This window comes from Streptomyces sp. NBC_01298 (genome assembly GCF_035978755.1).
GTDB lineage: Bacteria > Actinomycetota > Actinomycetes > Streptomycetales > Streptomycetaceae > Streptomyces.
Genome location: NZ_CP108414.1, coordinates 6,180,138 through 6,200,296 on the forward strand (window position 1 = coordinate 6,180,138; position 20,159 = coordinate 6,200,296).

Annotated in this window: 18 protein-coding genes; 7 read left to right on the forward strand and 11 right to left on the reverse strand. The window is 70.8% G+C overall.

Annotation, left to right across the window (positions count from 1 at the left end; genetic code table 11):
- Positions 1–32 precede the first annotated feature (32 nt).
- Positions 33–1,415, forward strand: coding sequence for a glycine--tRNA ligase (locus OG730_RS28040; protein ID WP_266877543.1), 1,383 nt, complete (start codon positions 33–35; stop codon positions 1,413–1,415).
- Between the two features lie 69 nt (positions 1,416–1,484).
- On the opposite strand, the gene OG730_RS28045 is transcribed toward OG730_RS28040, so the two are convergent.
- The 6 genes from OG730_RS28045 to OG730_RS28070 all read right to left on the reverse strand — a co-directional run bounded on the left by OG730_RS28045 (position 1,485) and on the right by OG730_RS28070 (position 5,458).
- Positions 1,485–2,216 (reverse strand): VC0807 family protein, encoded by a 732-nt coding sequence (locus tag OG730_RS28045; protein WP_327306830.1) that lies wholly within the window; start codon positions 2,214–2,216, stop codon positions 1,485–1,487.
- 140 nt (positions 2,217–2,356) lie between these two features.
- A complete protein-coding gene (locus OG730_RS28050) occupies positions 2,357–2,950 on the reverse strand; it encodes a TetR/AcrR family transcriptional regulator (protein WP_327306831.1) in 594 nt (197 codons plus the stop codon).
- Between the two features lie 21 nt (positions 2,951–2,971).
- A complete protein-coding gene (locus OG730_RS28055) occupies positions 2,972–4,030 on the reverse strand; it encodes an aldo/keto reductase (protein ID WP_327306832.1) in 1,059 nt (352 codons plus the stop codon).
- Between the two features lie 109 nt (positions 4,031–4,139).
- Positions 4,140–4,568, reverse strand: coding sequence for a MarR family winged helix-turn-helix transcriptional regulator (locus OG730_RS28060; protein WP_327306833.1), 429 nt, complete (start codon positions 4,566–4,568; stop codon positions 4,140–4,142).
- Positions 4,568–4,984 carry an SRPBCC family protein gene (locus tag OG730_RS28065; RefSeq protein ID WP_327306834.1) on the reverse strand — a complete coding sequence of 139 codons (417 nt, stop codon included), beginning with the start codon at positions 4,982–4,984 and terminating at the stop codon, positions 4,568–4,570. Before OG730_RS28065 ends, OG730_RS28060 begins: the two co-directional genes overlap by 1 nt.
- Before the next feature lie 129 nt (positions 4,985–5,113).
- On the reverse strand, positions 5,114–5,458 hold the full coding sequence (locus tag OG730_RS28070; RefSeq protein ID WP_327306835.1) for a DoxX family protein: 345 nt from the start codon (positions 5,456–5,458) through the stop codon (positions 5,114–5,116).
- A gap of 90 nt (positions 5,459–5,548) precedes the next feature.
- On the opposite strand from OG730_RS28070, the gene OG730_RS28075 reads away from it, so the two are divergent.
- On the forward strand, positions 5,549–6,004 hold the full coding sequence (locus OG730_RS28075) for a MarR family winged helix-turn-helix transcriptional regulator (RefSeq protein WP_327306836.1): 456 nt from the start codon (positions 5,549–5,551) through the stop codon (positions 6,002–6,004).
- A 72-nt stretch (positions 6,005–6,076) separates the two neighbouring features.
- On the opposite strand, the gene OG730_RS28080 is transcribed toward OG730_RS28075, so the two are convergent.
- Positions 6,077–7,537: an MFS transporter gene (locus tag OG730_RS28080; RefSeq protein ID WP_327306837.1), complete on the reverse strand. Its 1,461-nt coding sequence runs from the start codon at positions 7,535–7,537 to the stop codon at positions 6,077–6,079.
- Positions 7,538–7,601: 64 nt separating this feature from the next.
- Here OG730_RS28080 and dusB point away from each other — a divergent pair, with 64 nt between their 5' ends.
- The 3 genes from dusB to OG730_RS28095 all read left to right on the forward strand — a co-directional run bounded on the left by dusB (position 7,602) and on the right by OG730_RS28095 (position 13,382).
- Positions 7,602–8,744, forward strand: a complete 1,143-nt coding sequence (dusB, locus tag OG730_RS28085; protein WP_254382970.1) for a tRNA dihydrouridine synthase DusB — start codon at positions 7,602–7,604, stop codon at positions 8,742–8,744.
- A gap of 375 nt (positions 8,745–9,119) precedes the next feature.
- Positions 9,120–11,828, forward strand: coding sequence for a pyruvate, phosphate dikinase (gene ppdK / locus OG730_RS28090; protein WP_327306838.1), 2,709 nt, complete (start codon positions 9,120–9,122; stop codon positions 11,826–11,828).
- Between the two features lie 468 nt (positions 11,829–12,296).
- A complete protein-coding gene (locus OG730_RS28095; RefSeq protein WP_327306839.1) occupies positions 12,297–13,382 on the forward strand; it encodes an ArsR/SmtB family transcription factor in 1,086 nt (361 codons plus the stop codon).
- A gap of 63 nt (positions 13,383–13,445) precedes the next feature.
- Here OG730_RS28095 and OG730_RS28100 read toward each other — a convergent pair whose 3' ends face one another.
- A complete protein-coding gene (locus tag OG730_RS28100) occupies positions 13,446–14,606 on the reverse strand; it encodes an alkaline phosphatase PhoX (protein WP_327306840.1) in 1,161 nt (386 codons plus the stop codon).
- 263 nt (positions 14,607–14,869) lie between these two features.
- Here OG730_RS28100 and OG730_RS28105 point away from each other — a divergent pair, with 263 nt between their 5' ends.
- Complete coding sequence (locus OG730_RS28105; protein WP_327306841.1) at positions 14,870–15,334, forward strand: group III truncated hemoglobin; 465 nt, start codon at positions 14,870–14,872, stop codon at positions 15,332–15,334.
- 123 nt (positions 15,335–15,457) lie between these two features.
- Positions 15,458–15,874, forward strand: coding sequence for a VOC family protein (locus OG730_RS28110; RefSeq protein ID WP_327306842.1), 417 nt, complete (start codon positions 15,458–15,460; stop codon positions 15,872–15,874).
- Positions 15,875–15,884: 10 nt separating this feature from the next.
- On the opposite strand, the gene nirD is transcribed toward OG730_RS28110, so the two are convergent.
- Genes nirD through OG730_RS28125 form a run of 3 tightly spaced genes read right to left on the reverse strand, consistent with a single transcriptional unit; the run spans position 15,885 to position 20,070 of the window.
- Positions 15,885–16,214 (reverse strand): nitrite reductase small subunit NirD, encoded by a 330-nt coding sequence (gene nirD, locus OG730_RS28115; RefSeq protein ID WP_327306843.1) that lies wholly within the window; start codon positions 16,212–16,214, stop codon positions 15,885–15,887.
- Positions 16,211–18,790, reverse strand: coding sequence for a nitrite reductase large subunit NirB (gene nirB, locus OG730_RS28120; RefSeq protein ID WP_442815036.1), 2,580 nt, complete (start codon positions 18,788–18,790; stop codon positions 16,211–16,213). The genes nirD and nirB overlap by 4 nt, the downstream gene beginning before the upstream one ends.
- Positions 18,791–18,792: 2 nt before the next feature.
- Positions 18,793–20,070, reverse strand: a complete 1,278-nt coding sequence (locus OG730_RS28125; RefSeq protein ID WP_327306844.1) for an NAD(P)/FAD-dependent oxidoreductase — start codon at positions 20,068–20,070, stop codon at positions 18,793–18,795.
- Positions 20,071–20,159 lie beyond the last annotated feature (89 nt).

Genomic DNA, 20,159 nt, shown 5'->3' on the forward strand with positions numbered 1-20,159 from the left:
CGCCGTTCGTCCTCGTAAATGAAGAGAGCACCGTGGCCGCCGACAAGATCGAAACCATCGTCAGCCTGAGCAAGCGCCGTGGCTTCGTTTTCCCGTGCAGTGACATCTACGGCGGCTCGCGGGCTGCCTGGGATTACGGTCCGCTCGGTGTCGAGCTCAAGGAGAACATCAAGCGCCAGTGGTGGAAGGCGATGGTCACCGGGCGTGAGGACATCGTCGGCCTCGACTCCTCCGTGATCCTGGCCCCCGAGGTCTGGGTGGCCTCCGGTCACGTCGGCACCTTCTCGGACCCGCTGACCGAGTGCACCTCCTGTCACAAGCGCCACCGCGCCGACCACCTGGAAGAGGCGTACGAGGCCAAGCACGGCCGTGTGCCCGCCAACGGCCTGGCCGACATCAACTGCCCCAACTGCGGTGTGAAGGGCCAGTTCACCGAGCCCAAGCAGTTCTCCGGCATGCTGGAGACCCACCTCGGCCCGACCCAGGACACCGGCTCCAAGGCGTACCTGCGCCCCGAGACCGCCCAGGGCATCTTCACCAACTTCGCCCACGTGATGACCACCTCGCGCAAGAAGCCCCCCTTCGGCATCGCGCAGATGGGCAAGTCCTTCCGCAACGAGATCACCCCCGGCAACTTCATCTTCCGCACCCGCGAGTTCGAGCAGATGGAGATGGAGTTCTTCGTCAAGCCGGGCGAGGACGAGCAGTGGCAGGAGTACTGGATGCAGGAGCGGTGGAACTGGTACCGCGACCTCGGCATCCGCGAGGAGAACATCCGCTGGTACGACCACCCGAAGGAGAAGCTGTCCCACTACTCGAAGCGCACCGCCGACATCGAGTACCGCTTCAACTTCGGTGGCAATGAGTTCTCCGAGCTCGAAGGCGTCGCCAACCGCACCGACTTCGACCTCAAGGCGCACTCCGCCGCCTCCGGCTCGGAGCTCGTGTACTTCGACCAGGAGACCAAGGAGAAGTACACCCCGTACGTCATCGAGCCGGCCGCCGGTGTCAACCGCGCGATGCTCGCCTTCATGCTCGACGCGTTCAACGAGGACGAGGCCCCCAACGCCAAGGGCGTCATGGAGAAGCGCACCGTGATGCGCTTCGACCCGCGCCTGGCCCCGGTCAAGGTCGCCGTCCTGCCGCTGTCCCGCAACGCGCAGCTGTCGCCGAAGGCCAAGGGCCTCGCCGCCGACCTGCGCAAGCACTGGAACATCGAGTTCGACGACGCGGGCGCCATCGGCCGCCGCTACCGCCGTCAGGACGAGATCGGCACGCCGTTCTGCGTCACCGTCGACTTCGACACCCTCGACGACAACGCGGTGACCGTGCGCGAGCGCGACACCATGAAGCAGGAGCGCGTCTCCCTGGACCAGATCCAGAGCTACCTCGGCAGCCGTCTGCTCGGCTGCTAGGTTCCGCCGCCAATGCGGCAGTGGCCCGGTGCGCATCGCGCACCGGGCCACCGCCGTCTTCCGGGCCGGTTACGCCGGCGCCGGGCTGCCGGCCTCCGCGGCTGCCGCCGCCGCTGCCGCGGCCCTGCCCCTGGCCTGGCCCTCGGCCTGGGTGCGCTTCGAGAACCGGATGGTCCAGACGATCAGCGAGACCAGGAAGCCGTAGATCAGGAGTGGGCTGACCCAGACCATCGTGTCGACGCTCAGCGCGTACGCCAGCACCAGCCGCAGCGCGGCCTCCACCAGGTACGCGACGCCCCAGACGATGGTCATCCGCCGCATCGCCCCGCGGAAGTCCGGGTACTGCCAGAGCCCGTTGAAGTACGCCACGCCCTCCGTGGTCCCGTCGGTCCCGAACTTGCGGCCGAAGTAGAACATCAGCGGCCGCGGAGTGAACAGGGTGGCGACGCAGAGCACGCCGAACAGACCCGTCACCCCCGAGTCCTTGATGAGCAGGGCACGCGCCGAGTGCGTGCCGATCAGCGTGACGAGAGCGGTGATCACCAGGAAGAACAGGGTGACCACGGCGAACTCGTCGACCTTGCGGCGCCAGGCGAGGTGGACGACGGAGTCGACCACCGGCCAGACGCCGCTGACCAGGAGCGCGGCGAACTCGCTCCAGCCCCGGTCGGTCAGCGTGTTGTACGTGAGGATGGGCGCGACCACGTTGAAGGCGATGGTCAGGACCCAGCCGATGGCGGCGGCCGATCCGGACCTGGCCGGCGGCCCGGACTGCGCTGCCGGTTCTTGCTGAGCGGACAAAGTGTTCCCCCTGGAACGACCTGATGATGTGCGGTAAGGGGAACGTAGGAATACGGAAAGCCGCACGGCAAGGGCCCGCCGCGCCAAATGCTGATCAAGCTGTCCGGACTGGCCGATTCCGGACTGGCCGATTCCGGACGTCAGGGGCGCAGGCCCCGTACGACCAGGGCGGTGACCGCCTCGAACTCGGCGGTGATGGTCGGCGCCAGCCAGTCCGCCGCGTACTGCGGATCGTGGAAGCGGCCGGTGGCATCGAACACCGCGCGCGCGGCGGCCGGTACGTCGGGCGCGCTGAGCGATCCCGCCGCGACTCCCTCGCCGATGATCCGGGAGAGCTGCCCGATCAACTCGGTGATGTGGTGCTCCACCACGCCGCTGCTCTCGTCGAGCAGCACGATGTACGTCGCGAACAGCTCCGGGTCGTCACCGGCCTTGTGGCGCTTGGCCTCGAACAGTGCCTCCAGCCACGACTCCAGCTTGGAGGGGGCCGGCTCGGCCGGCGCCGAGGCGATCTCCTCCAGCATGACCACGCTCTTGGTGAGCCAGCGCTCCGTGACGGCCTCGCGCAGCGCGGCCTTCGAGGGGAAATGCCGGTACACGCTGCCGTGGCTGACGCCCAGGGCGCGCGCCACGTCCACCACGGTCGCCTTGGTCGGGCCGAAGCGGCGCAGCACTTCCTCGGTGGTTTCGAGGATGCGTTCGGGGGTGAGGGGCTCGGCTGCTGCGGGTGGCATGAGTACGACCGTACAGCCGGATCAGTGCTCGCTGTCCAGGTGGGCCATCTGGGCTGCGGGGTATCGATCGCCCGCGGCCGCGCCGGCCGGAACCGCGTCCTCGATGGCGGCCAGGTCGGCGGCGGTCAGGGTGACCTGAAGGGCGCCCAGTGCCTCGCCGAGCCGGTCCCGGCTACGGGCGCCGACCAGCGGCACGATGTCCTCACCCCGTGAGAGCACCCAGGCGATGGCCGTCTGGGCGACGCTCACGCCCTTCTCGTCGGCGACCTTGCGCAGCGCGTCGACCAGGTCGAGGTTCCGGTCGAGGTTGTCGCCCTGGAAGCGCGGGCTCATTCCGCGGAAATCGCCCGGAGCCAGTGCCCGGTCGCGGGTGAAGTGGCCGCTGATCAGGCCGCGGGACAGCACGCCGTACGCCGTGACGCCGATGCCCAGCTCGCGGGCGGTCGGCAGGATCTCCTCCTCGATCCCGCGCGAGATCAGGGAGTACTCGATCTGGAGGTCGGCGATCGGTGCCACGGCCGCGGCCCGGCGCAGGGTGTCCGCGCCGACCTCGGAGAGCCCGATGTGCCGGACGTGCCCGGCCGTGACGGCCTCGGCGATGGCGCCGACGGTCTCCTCGATCGGCACGTCGGGGTCCACGCGGGCGATGCGGTAGACGTCGATGTGGTCCCGGCCGAGCCGCTGGAGGGAGTAGGCCAGGAAGTTCTTGACGGCCTCCGGCCGCCCGTCGTAGCCGGTGAAGCCACCCTCGACCGTGCGCAGGGCGCCGAACTTCACGCTGGTCAGCGCCTTCTCGCGGGCCGCGGCGGGGGCGGTGCGCAGGGCTTCGTTGATGAGGAGCTCGTTGTGCCCCATGCCGTAGAAGTCGCCCGTGTCGAGCAGGGTGACCCCGGCGTCCAGGGCGGCGTGGATGGTGGCGAGGGACTCCGCCCGGTCGGCCTCGCCGTACAGGGCGGACATCCCCATGCAGCCCAGGCCCAGGGGGAAGACGCTGGGTCCGGTCCTGCCGAGGGTGCGGGTGCCGGTCGGTGAGGTGCCGGTCGGTGAGGTGCCGTGTGAGGTGCTCTGGTTCGTCGTCATAGAACGAGAATGGCATGACGGGTGACAGATTTCAATATCTGTCACCCGTTCGTGCAAGAAAGCCCCGCCCGCAAGGCGGACGGGGCTGTGGGTCAGGGCCTGGGGAGCATCAGGACTCGGGGTGGGCCAGGCGGCTCAGCAGGGCGACGGCGTCCCCGCGCGGGACCGGCCGGAAGAACTCCTCGTCCACTCCCTCGACGGCGGCGATCGCCCGCGGCGCCAGCTCGGCCCCGGCAGCGGTGACGCGCAGCCGCTTGGCGCGGGTGTCCGCCGGATCGACCTCGCGGGCGAGCAGCCCCTTCTGTTCCAGGGTGCGCACCACCTGCGAGGTCATCTTCACGTCGGTGCCCGCCTGGCGTGCGAGCGCCTGCTGGTTGGGATGCTCGCCCTGTTGGTTGAGCCACCAGGCGCAGGCGAGGAGGACGAACTGCACGTGGGTCAGGCCCAGGGGCCCCAGCGCCGCGGCGATGCCCCGCTGCCAGCGCAAGGTGGCGTGCCAGAGCAGGAAACCGGGGCTCTCGCCCGGGGTCAGGGCCATCAGCCCCGGGCCGCCCGGACCAGTGCGGCCAGGGTGTCGGGCCAGTCGGCCGTGATGGCCGGGCCGATCTCCGGGCCCGCCTCGGCCGCGCCCTCGCCGCTGATCTCCATCCGGTACACCACCCGGCTGAGCGCCGGGTCGAGCCGGTCGATCCGGTGGGTGGTCCGCAGGACCAGGCCGCCGAAGCGCGCCTCGTCGACGAACATCTCACCCTCGGCGGCCTCGGCTACGAGCAGTTCCACCGGGTCCTGGCCGGCCGGGGTCATGGTGATCTCCGCGCCCGCCGCGAAGGCGCCGCGGAGCTCGATCTTCTCGATGTCGGCGTTCCAGGCGCCCCAGTTCTCGACGTCGGCCCACAGGGCCCAGATCGCCTCGGGTGCGGCGGTGGTCTCGATGCCGTGCTCGTACTCCCACATGGGGGCCTCCTGGTAGATGTTCTTCGCGCAGATTATCTCCGCGAAGACTAACTGTCCAGGAGGCCGGGCGCGGCTCGGGGCGTGGTGGGGCCGCGGCGGGGGCGTGGCGGGGGCGCGGCGCCCGCCGTGTCAGGCTGCCGCGCGCAGGATCAGGGCGGCCGCCGCGATCAGCAGGAGGACGGCCGCGGGGGCGAGGGCGTAGTCCTTCGCGCGCAGGTGGAAGACGATCGCGCCGAGGAAGTAGAGGGTCACGCCGACGGCCGCGGCGATGCCCAGCGGGGTCAGCCACAGGCCCGTGAGCAGGCCTATCGCCCCGGCCGCCTTGAGGGCGGCCAGTCGGGGGAGCCAGGAGTCCGGCACTCCGACCTTCACCATGTTCTCCGTGATCGCGGGGTTGCGCTGGAGGGTGAAGGTCGCGGACGCGGCGAGCACGAGGGCGAGCAGTCCGGCGACGACGGCATAGGCGATGAACATGATGGGCTCCAACGATCGGCGATGTACAACCATTGAATACCATCAACGATTGTCCGGCCGCAATCATTTCCCGGTTGTTACGATGTGGACATGACGGCGATTCAGGACCCCACGCACCCGCCGCAGCGGCTGGGCATGCTGCTGGCCTGGCACGGATCGATCACCCAGACCCGCATGAAGCAGGCGCTCAGCGCCGCCGGACTCACCCCGCGCCACGCGATGGCCCTCACGCACCTGGACGGCGGGCCCATCGGTCAGCGCACGCTGGCCGAGCGGCTGGAGGTGGACCCCAGCGTGCTCGTCGGGATCCTCAACGACCTGGAGGGCGACGGGCTCGTCGAGCGCCGCCGGGACCCGGCCGACCGCCGCCGCCACAACGTCGCCATCACCGACGCCGGCACCGCGGCCCTCGCGAAGACGAACGCGGCCCTCGACGCGGTGGAACTCGCACTGTTCGCCCGCCTCTCGGACCGGGACCAGGAGGCGCTGCGCGGCCTGCTGGACCGGATCGACTCGAACAGCGAGGACTTCGCCTGCGGGGAGTAAGGCGGCCGGGCGCTCAGGTGCTCAGGCACTCAGGCGCTCGGACGGGCACGCGAGCAGCCGCCCGGCCCCGGCTCAGTGCCGCGGCGAGGCGCCCGTGCGCGCGGGGCCGGCCTGCGGCTCCAGCGCGCGGGCCGTGCGCAGGGCCGTCTCCCGGGCCCAGCCGCCACTGGTGGCGAAGCCGACGCACAGGACGAGCAGTCCGCACACCGTGATGATCCACCAGGCCGGCCGGGCCGCGGAGACGAAGTCTGCGGCGGAGCCGGACCCGCCGGCCATCCCGGCGGCCAGGACGGCGCCCACGATCGCCACGCCCAGCGCCCCGCCGGTCTGCCGGCTGGTGGAGGCCACCGCCGCGGCCAGGCCGGCCTGGGAGCGCGGCATCCCGGAGACCGCGGTGTTGGTGATCGGCGCGTTCACCAGGCCGAACCCGATGCCGAAGAGCACGTACCCGCAGAACAGCATCGGCGTCGAGCTCTCGGCCGAGAAGGCGGCGAACAGCAGTCCGCTCGCCCCCATCGTCCCGCCCGCGACCAGCAGCGGCAGCCGCGGTCCCCGGGTGGCGACGAGCCGTCCCGACACGGGGGCGCAGAGGAAGGCGAAGGCCGCCATCGGCAGCATGTACAGGCCCGCGTCCAGGGCGTCCAGGCCCCGTACGTCCTGGAGGTAGAGGGTGTTCAGGAACAGGAACCCGGACAGTGCGGCGAAGGCGCCGACCGCGATGACGGTGGCCCCGCTGAAGGGGGCGCTACGGAAGAACCGCGGGTCGATCAGGGGCTCCGCCCGCCGTGACTCGTAGGCCAGCAGCCCGCCCAGGGAAAGGACGGCGACGAGCGCGCAGCCCAGGATCAGCGGGGAGCGCAGTCCGGCGGAGGGGGCCTCGATGATCCCGAACGTGACCGAGCCGAGCAGCCCCGCGACCAGCAGCTGTCCGACCGGGTCCGGGCGGCGCGGGTGGTCGGCCCGGGACTCCGGGATGTAGCGAAGGGTCAGTACGAGGGCGAGGACGCCGACGGGCAGGTTGATCCAGAAGATGGACCGCCAGCCGACCGAGTCCACGAGCAGGCCGCCGATCAGCGGGCCCGCGGCCATGGAGAGGCCGACGACCGCACCCCAGACGCCGATGGCGCGGGCGCGCTCCTTCGGGTCGGTGAACGTGTTGGTGATGATCGACATGGCGACCGGGTTGAGCATCGAGCCACCGACGGCCTGGATCATCCGGAAGGCGATCAGCCAGCCCAGGCTGGGCGCGAGCGAGCAGAGCACCGAGCCGGCGGTGAAGAGCACGACGCCGGCCGTGAAGACCTTGCGGCGGCCGATCCGGTCCGCGGTGGAGCCGGCCAGCATCAGGAGCGAGGCCAGGACCAGCGTGTACGCGTCGATCGTCCACTGCATGCCGGCCACGGAGGCGTGCAGATCGCGGCGCATGGCGGGGAGCGCGACGTTCAGGACGGTGTTGTCCAGGCTGACGATGAGCAGGCTCATGCAGCAGATCGCCAGGATCAGCAGGCGCCGCCGCTGGGTCAGCTCGTCCATGGGGCCGATAGTACGCCTAACTAACGACATGCGATCAACGGCGCGGCTGGGCCACAATGGTGGGATGACCACGCTCCCCCCGCCTCTCGCGATCGGCCCGCACACCGTGCAGCCCCCGGTGGTGCTCGCGCCGATGGCCGGCATCACCAATGCCCCGTTCCGTACGCTGTGCCGCGAGTTCTCGGGCGGCAAGGGGCTGTTCGTGAGCGAGATGATCACGACCCGGGCCCTGGTCGAGCGCAACGAGAAGACCATGCAGCTGATCCACTTCGACGAGACCGAGAAGCCCCGCTCGATCCAGCTGTACGGAGTCGACCCCGCGACGGTCGGCAAGGCGGTCCGCATGATCGTCGAAGAGGACCGCGCCGACCACATCGACCTCAACTTCGGCTGCCCGGTGCCCAAGGTCACCCGCAAGGGTGGCGGCTCGGCCCTCCCGTACAAGCGCAACCTGCTGCGCGCGATCCTGCGCGAGGCCGTCGCGGGCGCCGGTGACCTGCCGGTGACGATGAAGATGCGCAAGGGCATCAACGACGACCACCTCACCTACCTCGACGCCGGCCGGATCGCCGTCGAGGAGGGCGTCACCGCCATAGCCCTGCACGGCCGCACCACCGCCCAGCACTACGGCGGCACCGCCGACTGGGAGGCCATCGCACGGCTCAAGGAGCACGTGCCGGAGATCCCGGTGCTCGGCAACGGAGACATCTGGTGCGCCGAGGACGCGCTGCGGATGGTCCGCGAGACGGGCTGCGACGGCGTGGTGGTGGGACGCGGCTGCCTGGGGCGCCCGTGGCTGTTCAACGACCTGGTCGCGGCCTTCGAGGGCCGCCCCGAGGACTTCCACAAGCCGACCCTTCGCGAGGTCGCACGGACGATGCTGCGCCATGCCGAGCTGCTGGGGGAGTGGATCGGCGACGAGGCGCGCGGGGTGATCGACTTCCGTAAGCACGTGGCCTGGTACACCAAGGGCTTCTCGGTGGGCTCGGAGATGCGGCAGAAGCTCGCCGTGACCTCCTCTCTGGCCGAGCTGGATGCTCATCTGAGCGAGCTGGACTTGGACCAGCCCTGGCCGGACAGCGCGGACGGCCCCAGGGGTCGTACGTCCGGAAACAACCGAGTTGTCCTGCCCGAGGGCTGGCTGAACGATCCGTACGACTGCGCGGGCGTGAGCGAGGACGCCGAACTGGACACGTCCGGAGGCTGAGAAACGGGTGGCAAAACGTGCCGTCGGTGGCGTGACATACGCCACGCATGGGTGAGGTTTCGCTCAGATGAGCACTGTAGTCACGGATAAGACTTTCAAAGGGTGGCACTGGGTGCCACCCTTTGTTCGTTCAACTCTTGAACGCAAATGGATCGATGATCGCTCATCCGAGCGCAAACAAGCCTCGGTGAGCACCTCATCCTTCGGGATCTGAAGGGTCTTCGTAGGTTTTGGCTACTCGTCAGTTACATTCGATTGGCTGGCACCCAGGTGGTTAAGGCCATATGACGGCCAAGTGGACGTACCCATAAGCCTTCGATCTGGGTATGTTCCTGGCCGTCAGGGCAGCCACCGAGCCTCGAGGAGTCGAGACCCGTGTCGGAAAACAAAGATCAGAAGTTCGTCTACGACTTCACGGAGGGCAACCGCGACCTCAAGGACCTTCTCGGTGGCAAGGGTGCCAACCTCGCCGAGATGACCAACCTGGGTCTGCCGGTCCCTCCCGGCTTCACCATCACCACCGAGGCCTGCAAGGTCTACCTCGACAGCGGCGAGGCCCCGGCCGAGCTGCGCGAGGAGGTCAGCGCGCACCTCGCCGCCCTCGAGGCGAAGATGGGCAAGAAGCTCGGCCAGTCGGACGACCCGCTGCTGGTCTCCGTGCGATCCGGCGCCAAGTTCTCGATGCCGGGCATGATGGACACGGTCCTCAACATCGGCCTCTCCGACGAGTCCGTCGCCGGTCTCGCCACCCAGGCCGGCAACGAGCGCTTCGCGTGGGACTCGTACCGCCGCCTGATCCAGATGTTCGGCAAGACCGTCCTGGACGTGGACGGCGAGCTGTTCGAGGAAGCCCTCGACGAGGCCAAGGCCGCCAAGAAGGTCACCGTCGACACCGACCTCGACGCCGCCGACCTCAAGAAGCTGGTCACCCGCTTCAAGAAGATCGTCGCCAAGCAGGCCGGCCGCGAGTTCCCGCAGGACGCCCGCGAGCAGCTCGACCTCGCCGTCGAAGCGGTCTTCAACTCCTGGAACACCGACCGCGCCAAGCTCTACCGCCGCCAGGAGCGCATCCCGAGCGACCTGGGCACCGCGGTCAACATCTGCTCCATGGTCTTCGGCAACCTCGGCCCCGACTCGGGCACCGGTGTCGCCTTCACCCGCGACCCGGCCACCGGCCACGCGGGCGTCTACGGCGACTACCTGCAGAACGCCCAGGGCGAGGACGTGGTCGCGGGCATCCGCAACACCGTGCCGCTCGCGGACCTGGAGACCATCGACAAGGCCTCGTACGACCAGCTCATGACGATCATGACGACGCTGGAGAACCACTACAAGGATCTCTGCGACATCGAGTTCACCATCGAGCGCGGCCAGCTGTGGATGCTGCAGACCCGCGTCGGCAAGCGCACCGCCGGCGCCGCCTTCCGCATCGCCACCCAGCTCGTGGACCAGGGCCTGATCGACGAGGCCGAGGCCCTCCAGCGCGTCAACGGCGCCCAGCTCGCGCAGCTGATGTTCCCGCGCTTCGACGAGGGCGCCAAGACGACCCTGCTGGGCCGCGGCATCGCCGCCTCCCCGGGCGCGGCCGTCGGCAAGGCCGTCTTCGACTCCTACACGGCCGTCAAGTGGTCCCGCTCCGGCGAGAAGGTCATCCTGATCCGCCGCGAGACCAACCCCGACGACCTCGACGGCATGATCGCCTCCGAGGGCATCCTGACCTCGCGCGGCGGCAAGACCTCGCACGCCGCCGTCGTGGCCCGCGGCATGGGCAAGACCTGCGTCTGCGGCGCCGAGGACCTCGAGGTCGACACCAAGCGCCGCCGCATGACGGTCGGCGGAACGGTCGTCGAAGAGGGCGACGTCGTCTCCATCGACGGCTCCACCGGCAAGGTGTACCTCGGTGAGGTACCCGTCGTACCGTCCCCGGTCGTCGAGTACTTCGAGGGCCGCATGCACGCCGGCGCCGACGACGCCGACGAGCTCGTCGCCGCCGTGCACCGGATCATGGCCTACGCGGACCGCGTACGCCGCCTGCGGGTGCGCGCCAACGCCGACAACGCCGAGGACGCGCTGCGCGCCCGCCGCTTCGGCGCCCAGGGCATCGGCCTGTGCCGCACCGAGCACATGTTCCTCGGTGAGCGCCGCGAACTGGTGGAGCGGCTGATCCTGGCGGACACCGACGACGAGCGCGAGGAGGCACTCAGTGCCCTCCTGCCGCTCCAGAAGAAGGACTTCGTCGAGCTGTTCGAGGCGATGGACGGGCTGCCCGTCACGGTCCGCCTGCTCGACCCGCCGCTGCACGAGTTCCTGCCCGACATCACCGAGCTGTCGGTGCGCGTCGCCCTCGCCGAGTCCCGCAAGGACGCCAACGAGAACGACCTGCGCCTGCTCCAGGCCGTGCACAAGCTGCACGAGCAGAACCCGATGCTGGGTCTGCGCGGCGTCCGCCTGGGTCTGGTGATCCCCGGCCTGTTCAAGATGCAGGTCAGGGCGATCGCCGAGGCCGCGGCCGAGCGCAAGAACGCCAAGGGCGACCCGCGCGCCGAGATCATGGTCCCGCTCGTGGGCACCGTCCAGGAGCTGGAGATCGTCCGCGAGGAGGCCGACCAGGTCATCGCCGAGGTCGAGGCCGCCACCGGCACCGACCTCAAGCTGACCATCGGCACCATGATCGAGCTGCCCCGCGCCGCCCTGACCGCCGGCCAGATCGCCGAAGCCGCGCAGTTCTTCTCCTTCGGCACGAACGACCTGACCCAGACCGTGTGGGGCTTCTCCCGCGACGACGTCGAGGCCAGCTTCTTCACCGCCTACCTGGAGAAGGGCATCTTCGGGGTCTCGCCCTTCGAGACCATCGACCGCGACGGCGTCGGCACGCTGGTCCGCAGCGCCGTCGAGGCCGGCCGGGCCACCCGCCCCGACCTCAAGCTCGGTGTCTGCGGAGAGCACGGCGGCGACCCCGAGTCCGTCCACTTCTTCCACGAGGTCGGCCTGGACTACGTCTCCTGCTCGCCGTTCCGGATTCCGGTCGCGCGCCTGGAGGCCGGCCGCGCCGCCGCCGAGGCGAAGGGCAGCGACAGCCGCTGACCCCTCCGCGGCCCCGATGCCGGGGCCCCCATTGACCGCGCCTGCCCCCGGGTTCCCTGACGTCCGGTGGCAGGCGCGTCTATTTCCCCGGCCTTCCGGGGCGTTCCGGGGCGGTGTTCCCCGCTGTTCCCCGGCGTTCCCCCGGCCCAGTATTGGTTCAATGTTGTTCCAGATGCCTTAACGGCAACAGGCGGTGGACGGATCCCCACCCGTCCACCGCCTGCCGCCAATCCGCCGGACACGTCGGCGCTTCCCGGTGCGACCGACCGCCAGGCCCCGCAAAGCCCCCCACGGCCTTCGCGGAGCGTTTCGGTCGCGCCGGAGTGTGCCCGGCGGAGTACAGGATTTCGGTTGTCACACCTTCGCCGAAAGGGGTTTCAACTGTGGCTGAAAGGCCATGGTGACCACGTGTGACGGCGTGCATACTCAAGGGGCGGGGGGATTGCGGTTGCACAGGTGGGGGTTCGGGTGCTGCGTATCCATTTCACTGGAGTGGACCTCGCGCGCGTAAGGATGGCAGGGCGTCCGGATGCGTTGTGGGAAACCATCTTGAGTTTTCACCGCTTAAGGGACCGGCGCGATACCCGGCTCTTCGGCGATTGGCGTGCGGAAACACGCACCAGGTTGAATGGTGAAACACGACTTCTCGGCGCGCTGATACCGAGCCGCGGGTATTTCCCCGATTTTCTGACCCCCACGGAGGGGCAGTACGGGTGGGACGTGGGCCTCGACGCGCTGCGCGGGATCCGCCCCGAGCGGCTGCGCCGCGAGCTCACCCTCCTCGGGCGGGGCGTGGAGGCCGGCTCGGGCATGGCCGCGGCCTTCGGGATGCCGGGGACGGCCGACGGGGGTGCGCACCGCGGCTCCGAGAGCCCGGTGCCCAGGCGGCTGCGGGACTTCATGGAGGGCGACACCGCGCACCTGCCCCGGCTGCTGGGGGAGCTGCGCGGGTACCACCGGGCGGCCGTGGAGCCGTACTGGAGCCACATCCAGGCGCAGATCGAGGCCGAGCGTGCCGCGCGGGGGCGGGCGCTGCTCGACGGGGGAGCGGACGAGCTGCTGGCCTCGCTGCCGCCGATGCTGCGCTGGCGGGCGCCGGTGCTGGAGTGCGACTACCCGGTGGAGCGGGACGTACGGCTCCGCGGGCGCGGGCTGCTGCTCCAGCCCTCCTTCTTCTGCCGGCGCACGGCCGTGACCCTGCACGATCCGGAGCTGGCGCCCGTGCTGGTGTATCCGGCGGCGGCCGAGCTCTCCTCCGCGCAGGCCGGCGGCGAGGCGGCCCGGCCCGCGGAGGAGCGGCGCAGGCACCGCCAGCTCACCCTGGGCAAGCTCGTCGGGCACACCCGGTCGGTGGTGCTCCAGGCGATCGGTGACGGGGCCACCACGAGCGAGCTGGCGCGCAGGGCCGGGGTGTCGCTGGCCTCCGCGAGCCAGCACGCCGGGGTGATGCGGGAGGCCGGGCTGGTCACCACGCTGCGGCGCGGCAACGCGGTGCTGCACACGGTGACGCCGCTGGGCGCCGCGCTGCTCAAGGGCGGGGCCGTGATGTCGTGACCGGCCGCGCCCCGGCGGGTTCGTGAGCCCGCCGGGGCGCGGCCGGACGCGGCGCCGTCGGGGTCAGGTGCGGAAGGGCCCCGTCACCTCGTAGGTGATGCCGCCCGTGGAGCTGCCGCTCGTGCCGCGCTGGCTGCTGAAGTAGAGGCGGTTGCCGGCGGGGGAGAAGGCCGGGCCGGTGATCTCCGAGGAGGACTGGCCGGTGACCCGCAGGAACGGGGCGACCACGTCGTCCGGGGTGATCACGCAGATCTCCAGGTTGCCGCCGTCCTCGGCGACGTACAGGTCGCCGTACGAGGAGCCCGTGACGTTGTCGACGCCCGTCAGGGGGGCGTTGCCGCCGGGGACCAGGGAGTCGTCGTAGGCCAGCTCGTAGGTGCTGTTCGCGAGGTTGAGCTGCCAGACCCGGTTGTCGCCCTTGGTCGTGAACCACACGGTGTCGTTGGCGTAGTGGCAGCCCTCGCCGCCGTTGAACTTCTTCGAACCCGAGACCTGGGTGCGCGTGGTGGTCGGCGAACCGTCCGGGTCGGGGACATTGGCCCAGGTGAAGGAGCCGGAGGTGGCGGTGCCGGCCTTGAGGACCTGGAGGGTGCCGGAGGAGAGGTTGCCCCAGGTGGTGGGGATGAAGCGGTAGAAGCAGCCGCTGGTCTCGTCCTCGGTCAGGTAGACGACCTGGCGGACCGGGTCGGCGGCGGCCGCCTCGTGCTTGAAGCGGCCCATCGCGGGGCGCTGCACGGCCGCGTTCACCCCGTAGGGGTCGGTCTCGTAGACGTAGCCGAGGCTGACCTCCTCGCAGGACAGCCAGGTGTTCCACGGGGTCTTGCCGCCCGCGCAGTTCTGCCGGGTGTTGGAGAGGATCCGGTAGGCGCCGGTGACGGTGCCGGAGGAGTCGAACTTCACCGCGCTCGCCCCGCCGGAGGGGTTGATCTCCGAGTTCGACACGTAGATCCAGCCCGTGCCGTCGGCGAAACAGGCGCCGCCGTCGGGGGCGCTGTGCCAGCTGTACGAGGTGCCGGGGACCGTCTGGCCGGAGCGGGCTATCACCCGGCTGCTGAAGCCCGCGGGCAGCATGATGCCGTTGGCGTCGGCGGCGCCGAGCGCTCCGTAGGGTCCAGCGCCGGGCTGGGCGGGGGCCGCGTAGGCCGCGCCGTGCATCAGCGTGCCGCCGAAGGCGGCGGCGGAGGAGCCGATGACGGCCCCGCGAAGGAAGGTACGACGTTCCACGGTCACTCCTGTGGAGGAGGGGCTCCGCGCCCGGTCGGGCGGGAGTCACGCACGCGTGGAGGAACCTAGGAGCGTGGAGTTGACGCGACATCAATTCCACATGACGCGGGAGCGACCGGCACGAGGTCAATGAGCCCGGGGGATTTCCGGAAATCGGAGAGGGTGCGAGAGAGCCGCCGAAGCGGTATCGAAGCGGCTCTGGACGGCTTAATGCGGGACTTTCTGCCCTGGGGAGGGGCCCGGTGCGGGAGCATGGTGGAGTGATGAACCCCCATGCCGCCGTCACCGACATCACCGGCCGCGCCGACCTCGACCTCGTCCTGCGCCGCTTCTACACGGCGGCCTTCGCCGATCCGCGCATCGGGCCCTTCTTCACCGAGATCGCCGGTACCGACCTCGACGTGCACCTGCCCCGGATCACCGACTTCTGGGAGCGGGCCCTCTTCCGCAGCGCCGACTACCGGCGCGACGCCTTCGCCCCGCACGCGGCGCTCCAGTCGGCCCGCGCGATGACCGCCGCGGACTTCGGCCGCTGGGTGCAGCTGTGGCGGGCCACGATCGACGGACTGCACCGGGGGCCGAACGCGGAGCGGGCCAAGGCCCAGGGCGAGCGGATCGCGCTGACCCTGCACAAGCGGCTGGCCGGCGCCGACGCCTCGCTGGAGAGCGCCGACGGGCTGGGCTTCGTACCGCTGGCGGCCCTGGAACTGCGCTCGATGACGGCCTGACCTGCACGTCCGTCGCGCGTCGAGGAAATCTCGAAAAAACTTCGCCGGGAGCGATGAGTTCCCCGAGCCCCCGCGGTCTACCTCTCGAAAGCAACGGAACGCGCCGAGAGAAGAGAGACCCCGATGTCCTCCACGTCGTCCACCATGATCTTCGTCAACCTGCCGGTCAAGGACCTGGAGGCCACCAAGACCTTCTGGGGCAAGCTCGGATACGGCTTCAACGCCCAGTTCACCGACGAGAACTGCGCCTCGATGCCCATCACCGACTCGATCGTGGCCATGTTCCTGACCGAGGCCCGGTACAAGGACTTCACCCACAAGGACATCGCGGACGCGACCAAGACCTCCGAAGTGCTGCTGTGTCTGAGCGCCGAGAGCCGCGACGCCGTCGACGAGCTCGTCGACGGGGCCCTGGCGGCCGGCGCCACCGAGCCCCGTCCCGCACAGGACCACGGGGTCATGTACGGCCGCGCCTTCGACGACCTCTCCGGTCACACCTGGGAGATCATGTGGATGGACCCGTCGATGGTCCAGGGCTGAGTCTCAGACCTCAGGTCGCGGCGGTCCGTACCGGGTACGTCCGGACCGCCACCTCCTCGTCGTCCAGGCAGTGCCCCGACTCCAGGTCGAAGCGCTGCTTGAGCAGCGGCGAGGCCACGAAGAGCCGTCCCGAGGCCGAGCCGACCAGCCCGCGCGAGAGCACCTGCGCCCCGGTGAAGGGGTCCCGGTTGCCGATGGCGTACGGGCGTCCCGCACGGTCGACGAACACGGCGGCCTGGCTCCCGTCGGGCAGCAGCGCCGCCACCCCGCGCCCGGGGATCAGCGCCGACAGCTCGCACACGGTGAGCCATCCCTCCGCCACCTGCAGTTCCACGGTCATCGGGTGCCTCCCAGGGGTTCCAGGGTCAGGACGGTCAGGTCGGGCTTGACCTGGCCGCGTTCGGGGACGAACTTCACGCTGGGGTCGGGGGCGCCCGGGGCGTTGACGAAGGACACGAACCGGCGCAGCCGTTCCGGGTCGTCCAGGGTCTCGGCCCATTCGTCGCGGTAGTGCGCCACGTGGTCGGTCATCTGCGACTCCAGCTCCGCGCACAGCCCGAGCGAGTCGTGCACGATCACGTCCCGCAGGTGGTCGAGGCCGCCCTCCAGCCGGTCCAGCCAGGTGGAGGTGCGCTCCAGCCGGTCGGCGGTGCGGATGTAGAACATCAGGAACCGGTCGATGAGCCGGACCAGTTCGGCGTCGGACAGGTCCTGGGCGAGGAGGTCGGCGTGGCGCGGGGTGGCCCCGCCGTTGCCGCCGACGTAGAGGTTCCAGCCGCTCGCCGTCGCGATGATCCCGAAGTCCTTGCTCTGCGCCTCCGCGCACTCGCGGGCGCAGCCGGAGACCGCCGACTTGAGCTTGTGCGGGGCGCGCAGGCCCCGGTAGCGCAGCTCCAGGTCGATGGCCATCCGTACGGAGTCCTGGACCCCGTAGCGGCACCAGGTCTGGCCCACGCAGGACTTCACCGTCCGCAGGGCCTTTCCGTACGCGTGCCCGGACTCGAAGCCGGCCTCGACGAGCCGGGCCCAGATGAGGGGGAGCTGGTCGATGGCGGCGCCGAAGAGGTCGATGCGCTGCCCGCCGGTGATCTTCGTGTAGAGGCCGAAGTCGCGGGCCACCTCGCCGATCACGATGAGCTTGTCGGGGGTGATCTCGCCGCCGGGGATGCGCGGGACGACCGAGTACGAGCCGTTGCGCTGCAGGTTGGCGAGGAAGTGGTCGTTGGTGTCCTGGAGGGCGGCCTGCTCCCCGTCCAGGACGTAGCCGCTCGCGCCGAGGGTGGGGGCGAGCGAGGCGATGATCGAACCGACGGTGGGCTTGCAGACCTCGCAGCCCTCGCCGCCGCGCGCCTCCTCGCGGCCGTGGCTGTCGAGGAGCTTCTCGTACGAGGTCACGCGCAGGGTGCGGACGATCTCGTAGAGCTCGGCGCGGGTGAAGGAGAAGCAGTCGCAGAGCCCCTTGTCGGCGGCCGGCGGCATCAGCTGGCCGATCACCTTCAGGCAGCTCCCGCAGCCGGTGCCCGCCTTGGTGCACTTCTTCACCTCGGGGACCGTCGTGTAGGCGGTGATCGCCGTCTTGGTGACGTTGTGGCAGGAACAGATCACCGCACCGTCCGGGAGCGAGGCCGGGCCGAGGGCGACGGGTGCGCCGGCGCCGGCGGGCAGCACCAGCTGCTCGGGGGTGACGGGCGGTACGGAGCCGGTGAGCGGGCGGAGCAGACCGTAGGAGTCGGCGTCGCCGACCAGGACGCCGCCGAGCAGCACACCCTCGGAGGAGACGACGACCTTCTTGTAGACGCCGGAGCGGGAGTCGGAGTAGACGACGTCGAGGCTGCCGGCGGTGGCGCCGTGGGCGTCGCCGAAGGAGGCCACGTCCACGCCGAGGAGCTTGAGCTTGGTGGACAGGTCGGCGCCGGTGAACTCCTTCTCGCGGCCCAGCAGGTCCGCGGCGGCCGTCTCCGCCATCTCGTAGCCGGGGGCGACCAGGCCGTAGACGCGGCCGTCGGAGGCCAGCGCGCACTCGCCGATGGCGTAGACGTGCGGGTCGGAGGTGCGGCAGTGGGCGTCGACGGAGATGCCGCCGCGTTCGCCGACGGTCAGGCCGCTGTCGCGGGCGAGCTGGTCGCGGGGGCGGACGCCGGCGGAGAAGACGACCAGGTCGGTGGCGACGCTGGAGCCGTCGGACAGCTTCATGCCGCTGACCGAGCCGTCCTCGCCGGTCAGGACCTCCTGGGTGCCGACGCCCGTGTGGACGGTGAGTCCCATGTTCTCGATGGTGCGCAGCAGGGCCGCGCCGCCGCCCTCGTCGACCTGGACGGGCATCAGCCGGGGCGCGAACTCCACGACGCGGGTGGCGAGGCCGAGGCCCTTGAGCGCGCCGGCGGCCTCCAGCCCGAGCAGGCCGCCGCCGACCACGGCGCCGGTGGTCCGCGTCTTGGCGTACTCCTCGATCGCGAGGAGGTCCTCGATGGTGCGGTACACGAAACAGCCCGGGGCGTCCTTGCCGGGGACGGGCGGCACGAAGGGGTAGCTGCCGGTCGCCAGCACGAGGACGTCGTACGGGAACACCTGCCCCGAGCGGGAGGTGACGGTCTGGGCCTCGCGGTCGATGCTCTCGGCGGGGTCGTCGAGGTGCAGGGCGATCCCGTGCTCCGCCATGAAGGAGGCGGGGGTGAGGGAGAGGTCCTCGGGGGTGCTGCCGGAGAAGTACGAGGTCAGGTGCACGCGGTCGTAGGCGGGCCGCGGCTCCTCGCAGAGCACGGTGATCCGGTGCGTGGCGGTGGCGCCGAGTTCGGCGAGCGCCTCCAGGTAGCGCTGGCCGACCATGCCGTGACCGATGAGCACGAGGGCGGGCGCGGTGGCGGGGGAGGTGGCCTGGGCGGTGGCCGGGGCGGGATGGGGCGTGGCTGCGGCCATGATCAGGAGCCTCCGTCGTCGGTGAGCAGGTGGTGCAGGTCGGTGGGACCGTGCTGGTCGGTGAGGGGCGCGCCGTCCTCCCAGCTGCGGGCGAGGGCGCCCACGCTGGAGAGTTCGCCGAGCAGGACCCCGCCGACGAGGCGGTCGCCGCGGATGACGACCTTGCGGTAGGTGCGGCGGGTGGCGTCGGTGAGCCGGACCACGTCGTCGCCGGGGAGCGGGGTGGTCTCGCCGAAGGCGGCGAGATCGAGGGGCCGGTCGCCGCCGGCGGTGAGGGTGAGGCGGGTCAGGGCGCGGGTGCCGCCGTAGGCGGGGTCCGCGGCCAGTCCCCGGCCGGTCCCGATGAGGACCCCGGCGAGCGCGTCGGCCTGTTCGAGGGCGGGGCCGGCCAGGCCGTACACCCGGCCCGCGTGCTCGGCGCAGTCGCCGATGGCGTGGACGCGGGGGTCGCTGGTGCGCAGCTCGTCGTCGACGAGGATGCCGGTGCGGACGTCCAGGCCGGCGGCGAGGGCCAGTCCCGTGCGGGGGCGGACGCCGCAGGCCAGTACGACGAGGTCGGCGTCGAGGCGGTAGCCGACGGCGAGGTCGACGCCGGTCACCCGGCGGGGCGTTCCGGGCTCTGCCTGGGACCGCTCCTCGAACGCCGTCGACAGGCCGCGGACCCGGCATTCCGTGTGGATCTCGACGCCGAGGGTGGTCAGGTGCTCGTGCAGGAGCTCCGAGGCCTCGGCGTCCAGCTGGCGTTCCATCAGGCGTTCGCCCTGCTGCGCCAGGACCACCTGGGCGCCCCGCTCGGCCAGGGCGCGGGCCGCCGAGACGCCGAGGAGGCCGCCGCCGATCACCACCGCGCGCACGCCGGGGCGTACGGCCGCCGACAGGGCCAGGCAGTCCTCCATGGTGCGGAACGCGTGGACACCCGCGGGGAGCTCCCGGCCCTGGGGTTCGAACAGGCCGCGCAGCGGAGGGAGGACCGGGTTCGACCCCGTGGCCAGCACGAGGGTGCCGTACCGCTCGACCGAGCCGTCGTCGCAGTGGACCACCTGCTCCGCCCGGTCGATCCGTACCGCCCGCACGCCCCGGCGCAGCGCCGGGCCGGGGGCCGGGAGGGCCGCCACCTCCGGCGCGTACCGGCCGGCCAGGACCTCCGCGAGGAGGACCCGGTTGTAGGGGGCGTGCTCCTCCTCACCGAGGACGCGGACGTCCCCGCCCAGCCGGGCGGCGAGCCGCAGGCCGGCGAGGCCGCCGCCGATCACCACCACGCGTTGCTGTTCCGAGGTCATGACACGAGAGTGCGCGGCCGCTGTTTCCCCACGGCATCGCCGTTGTTTCCCCGACGGAACCTCGACCTCAGCGTGCGGGTTAAGGGTCC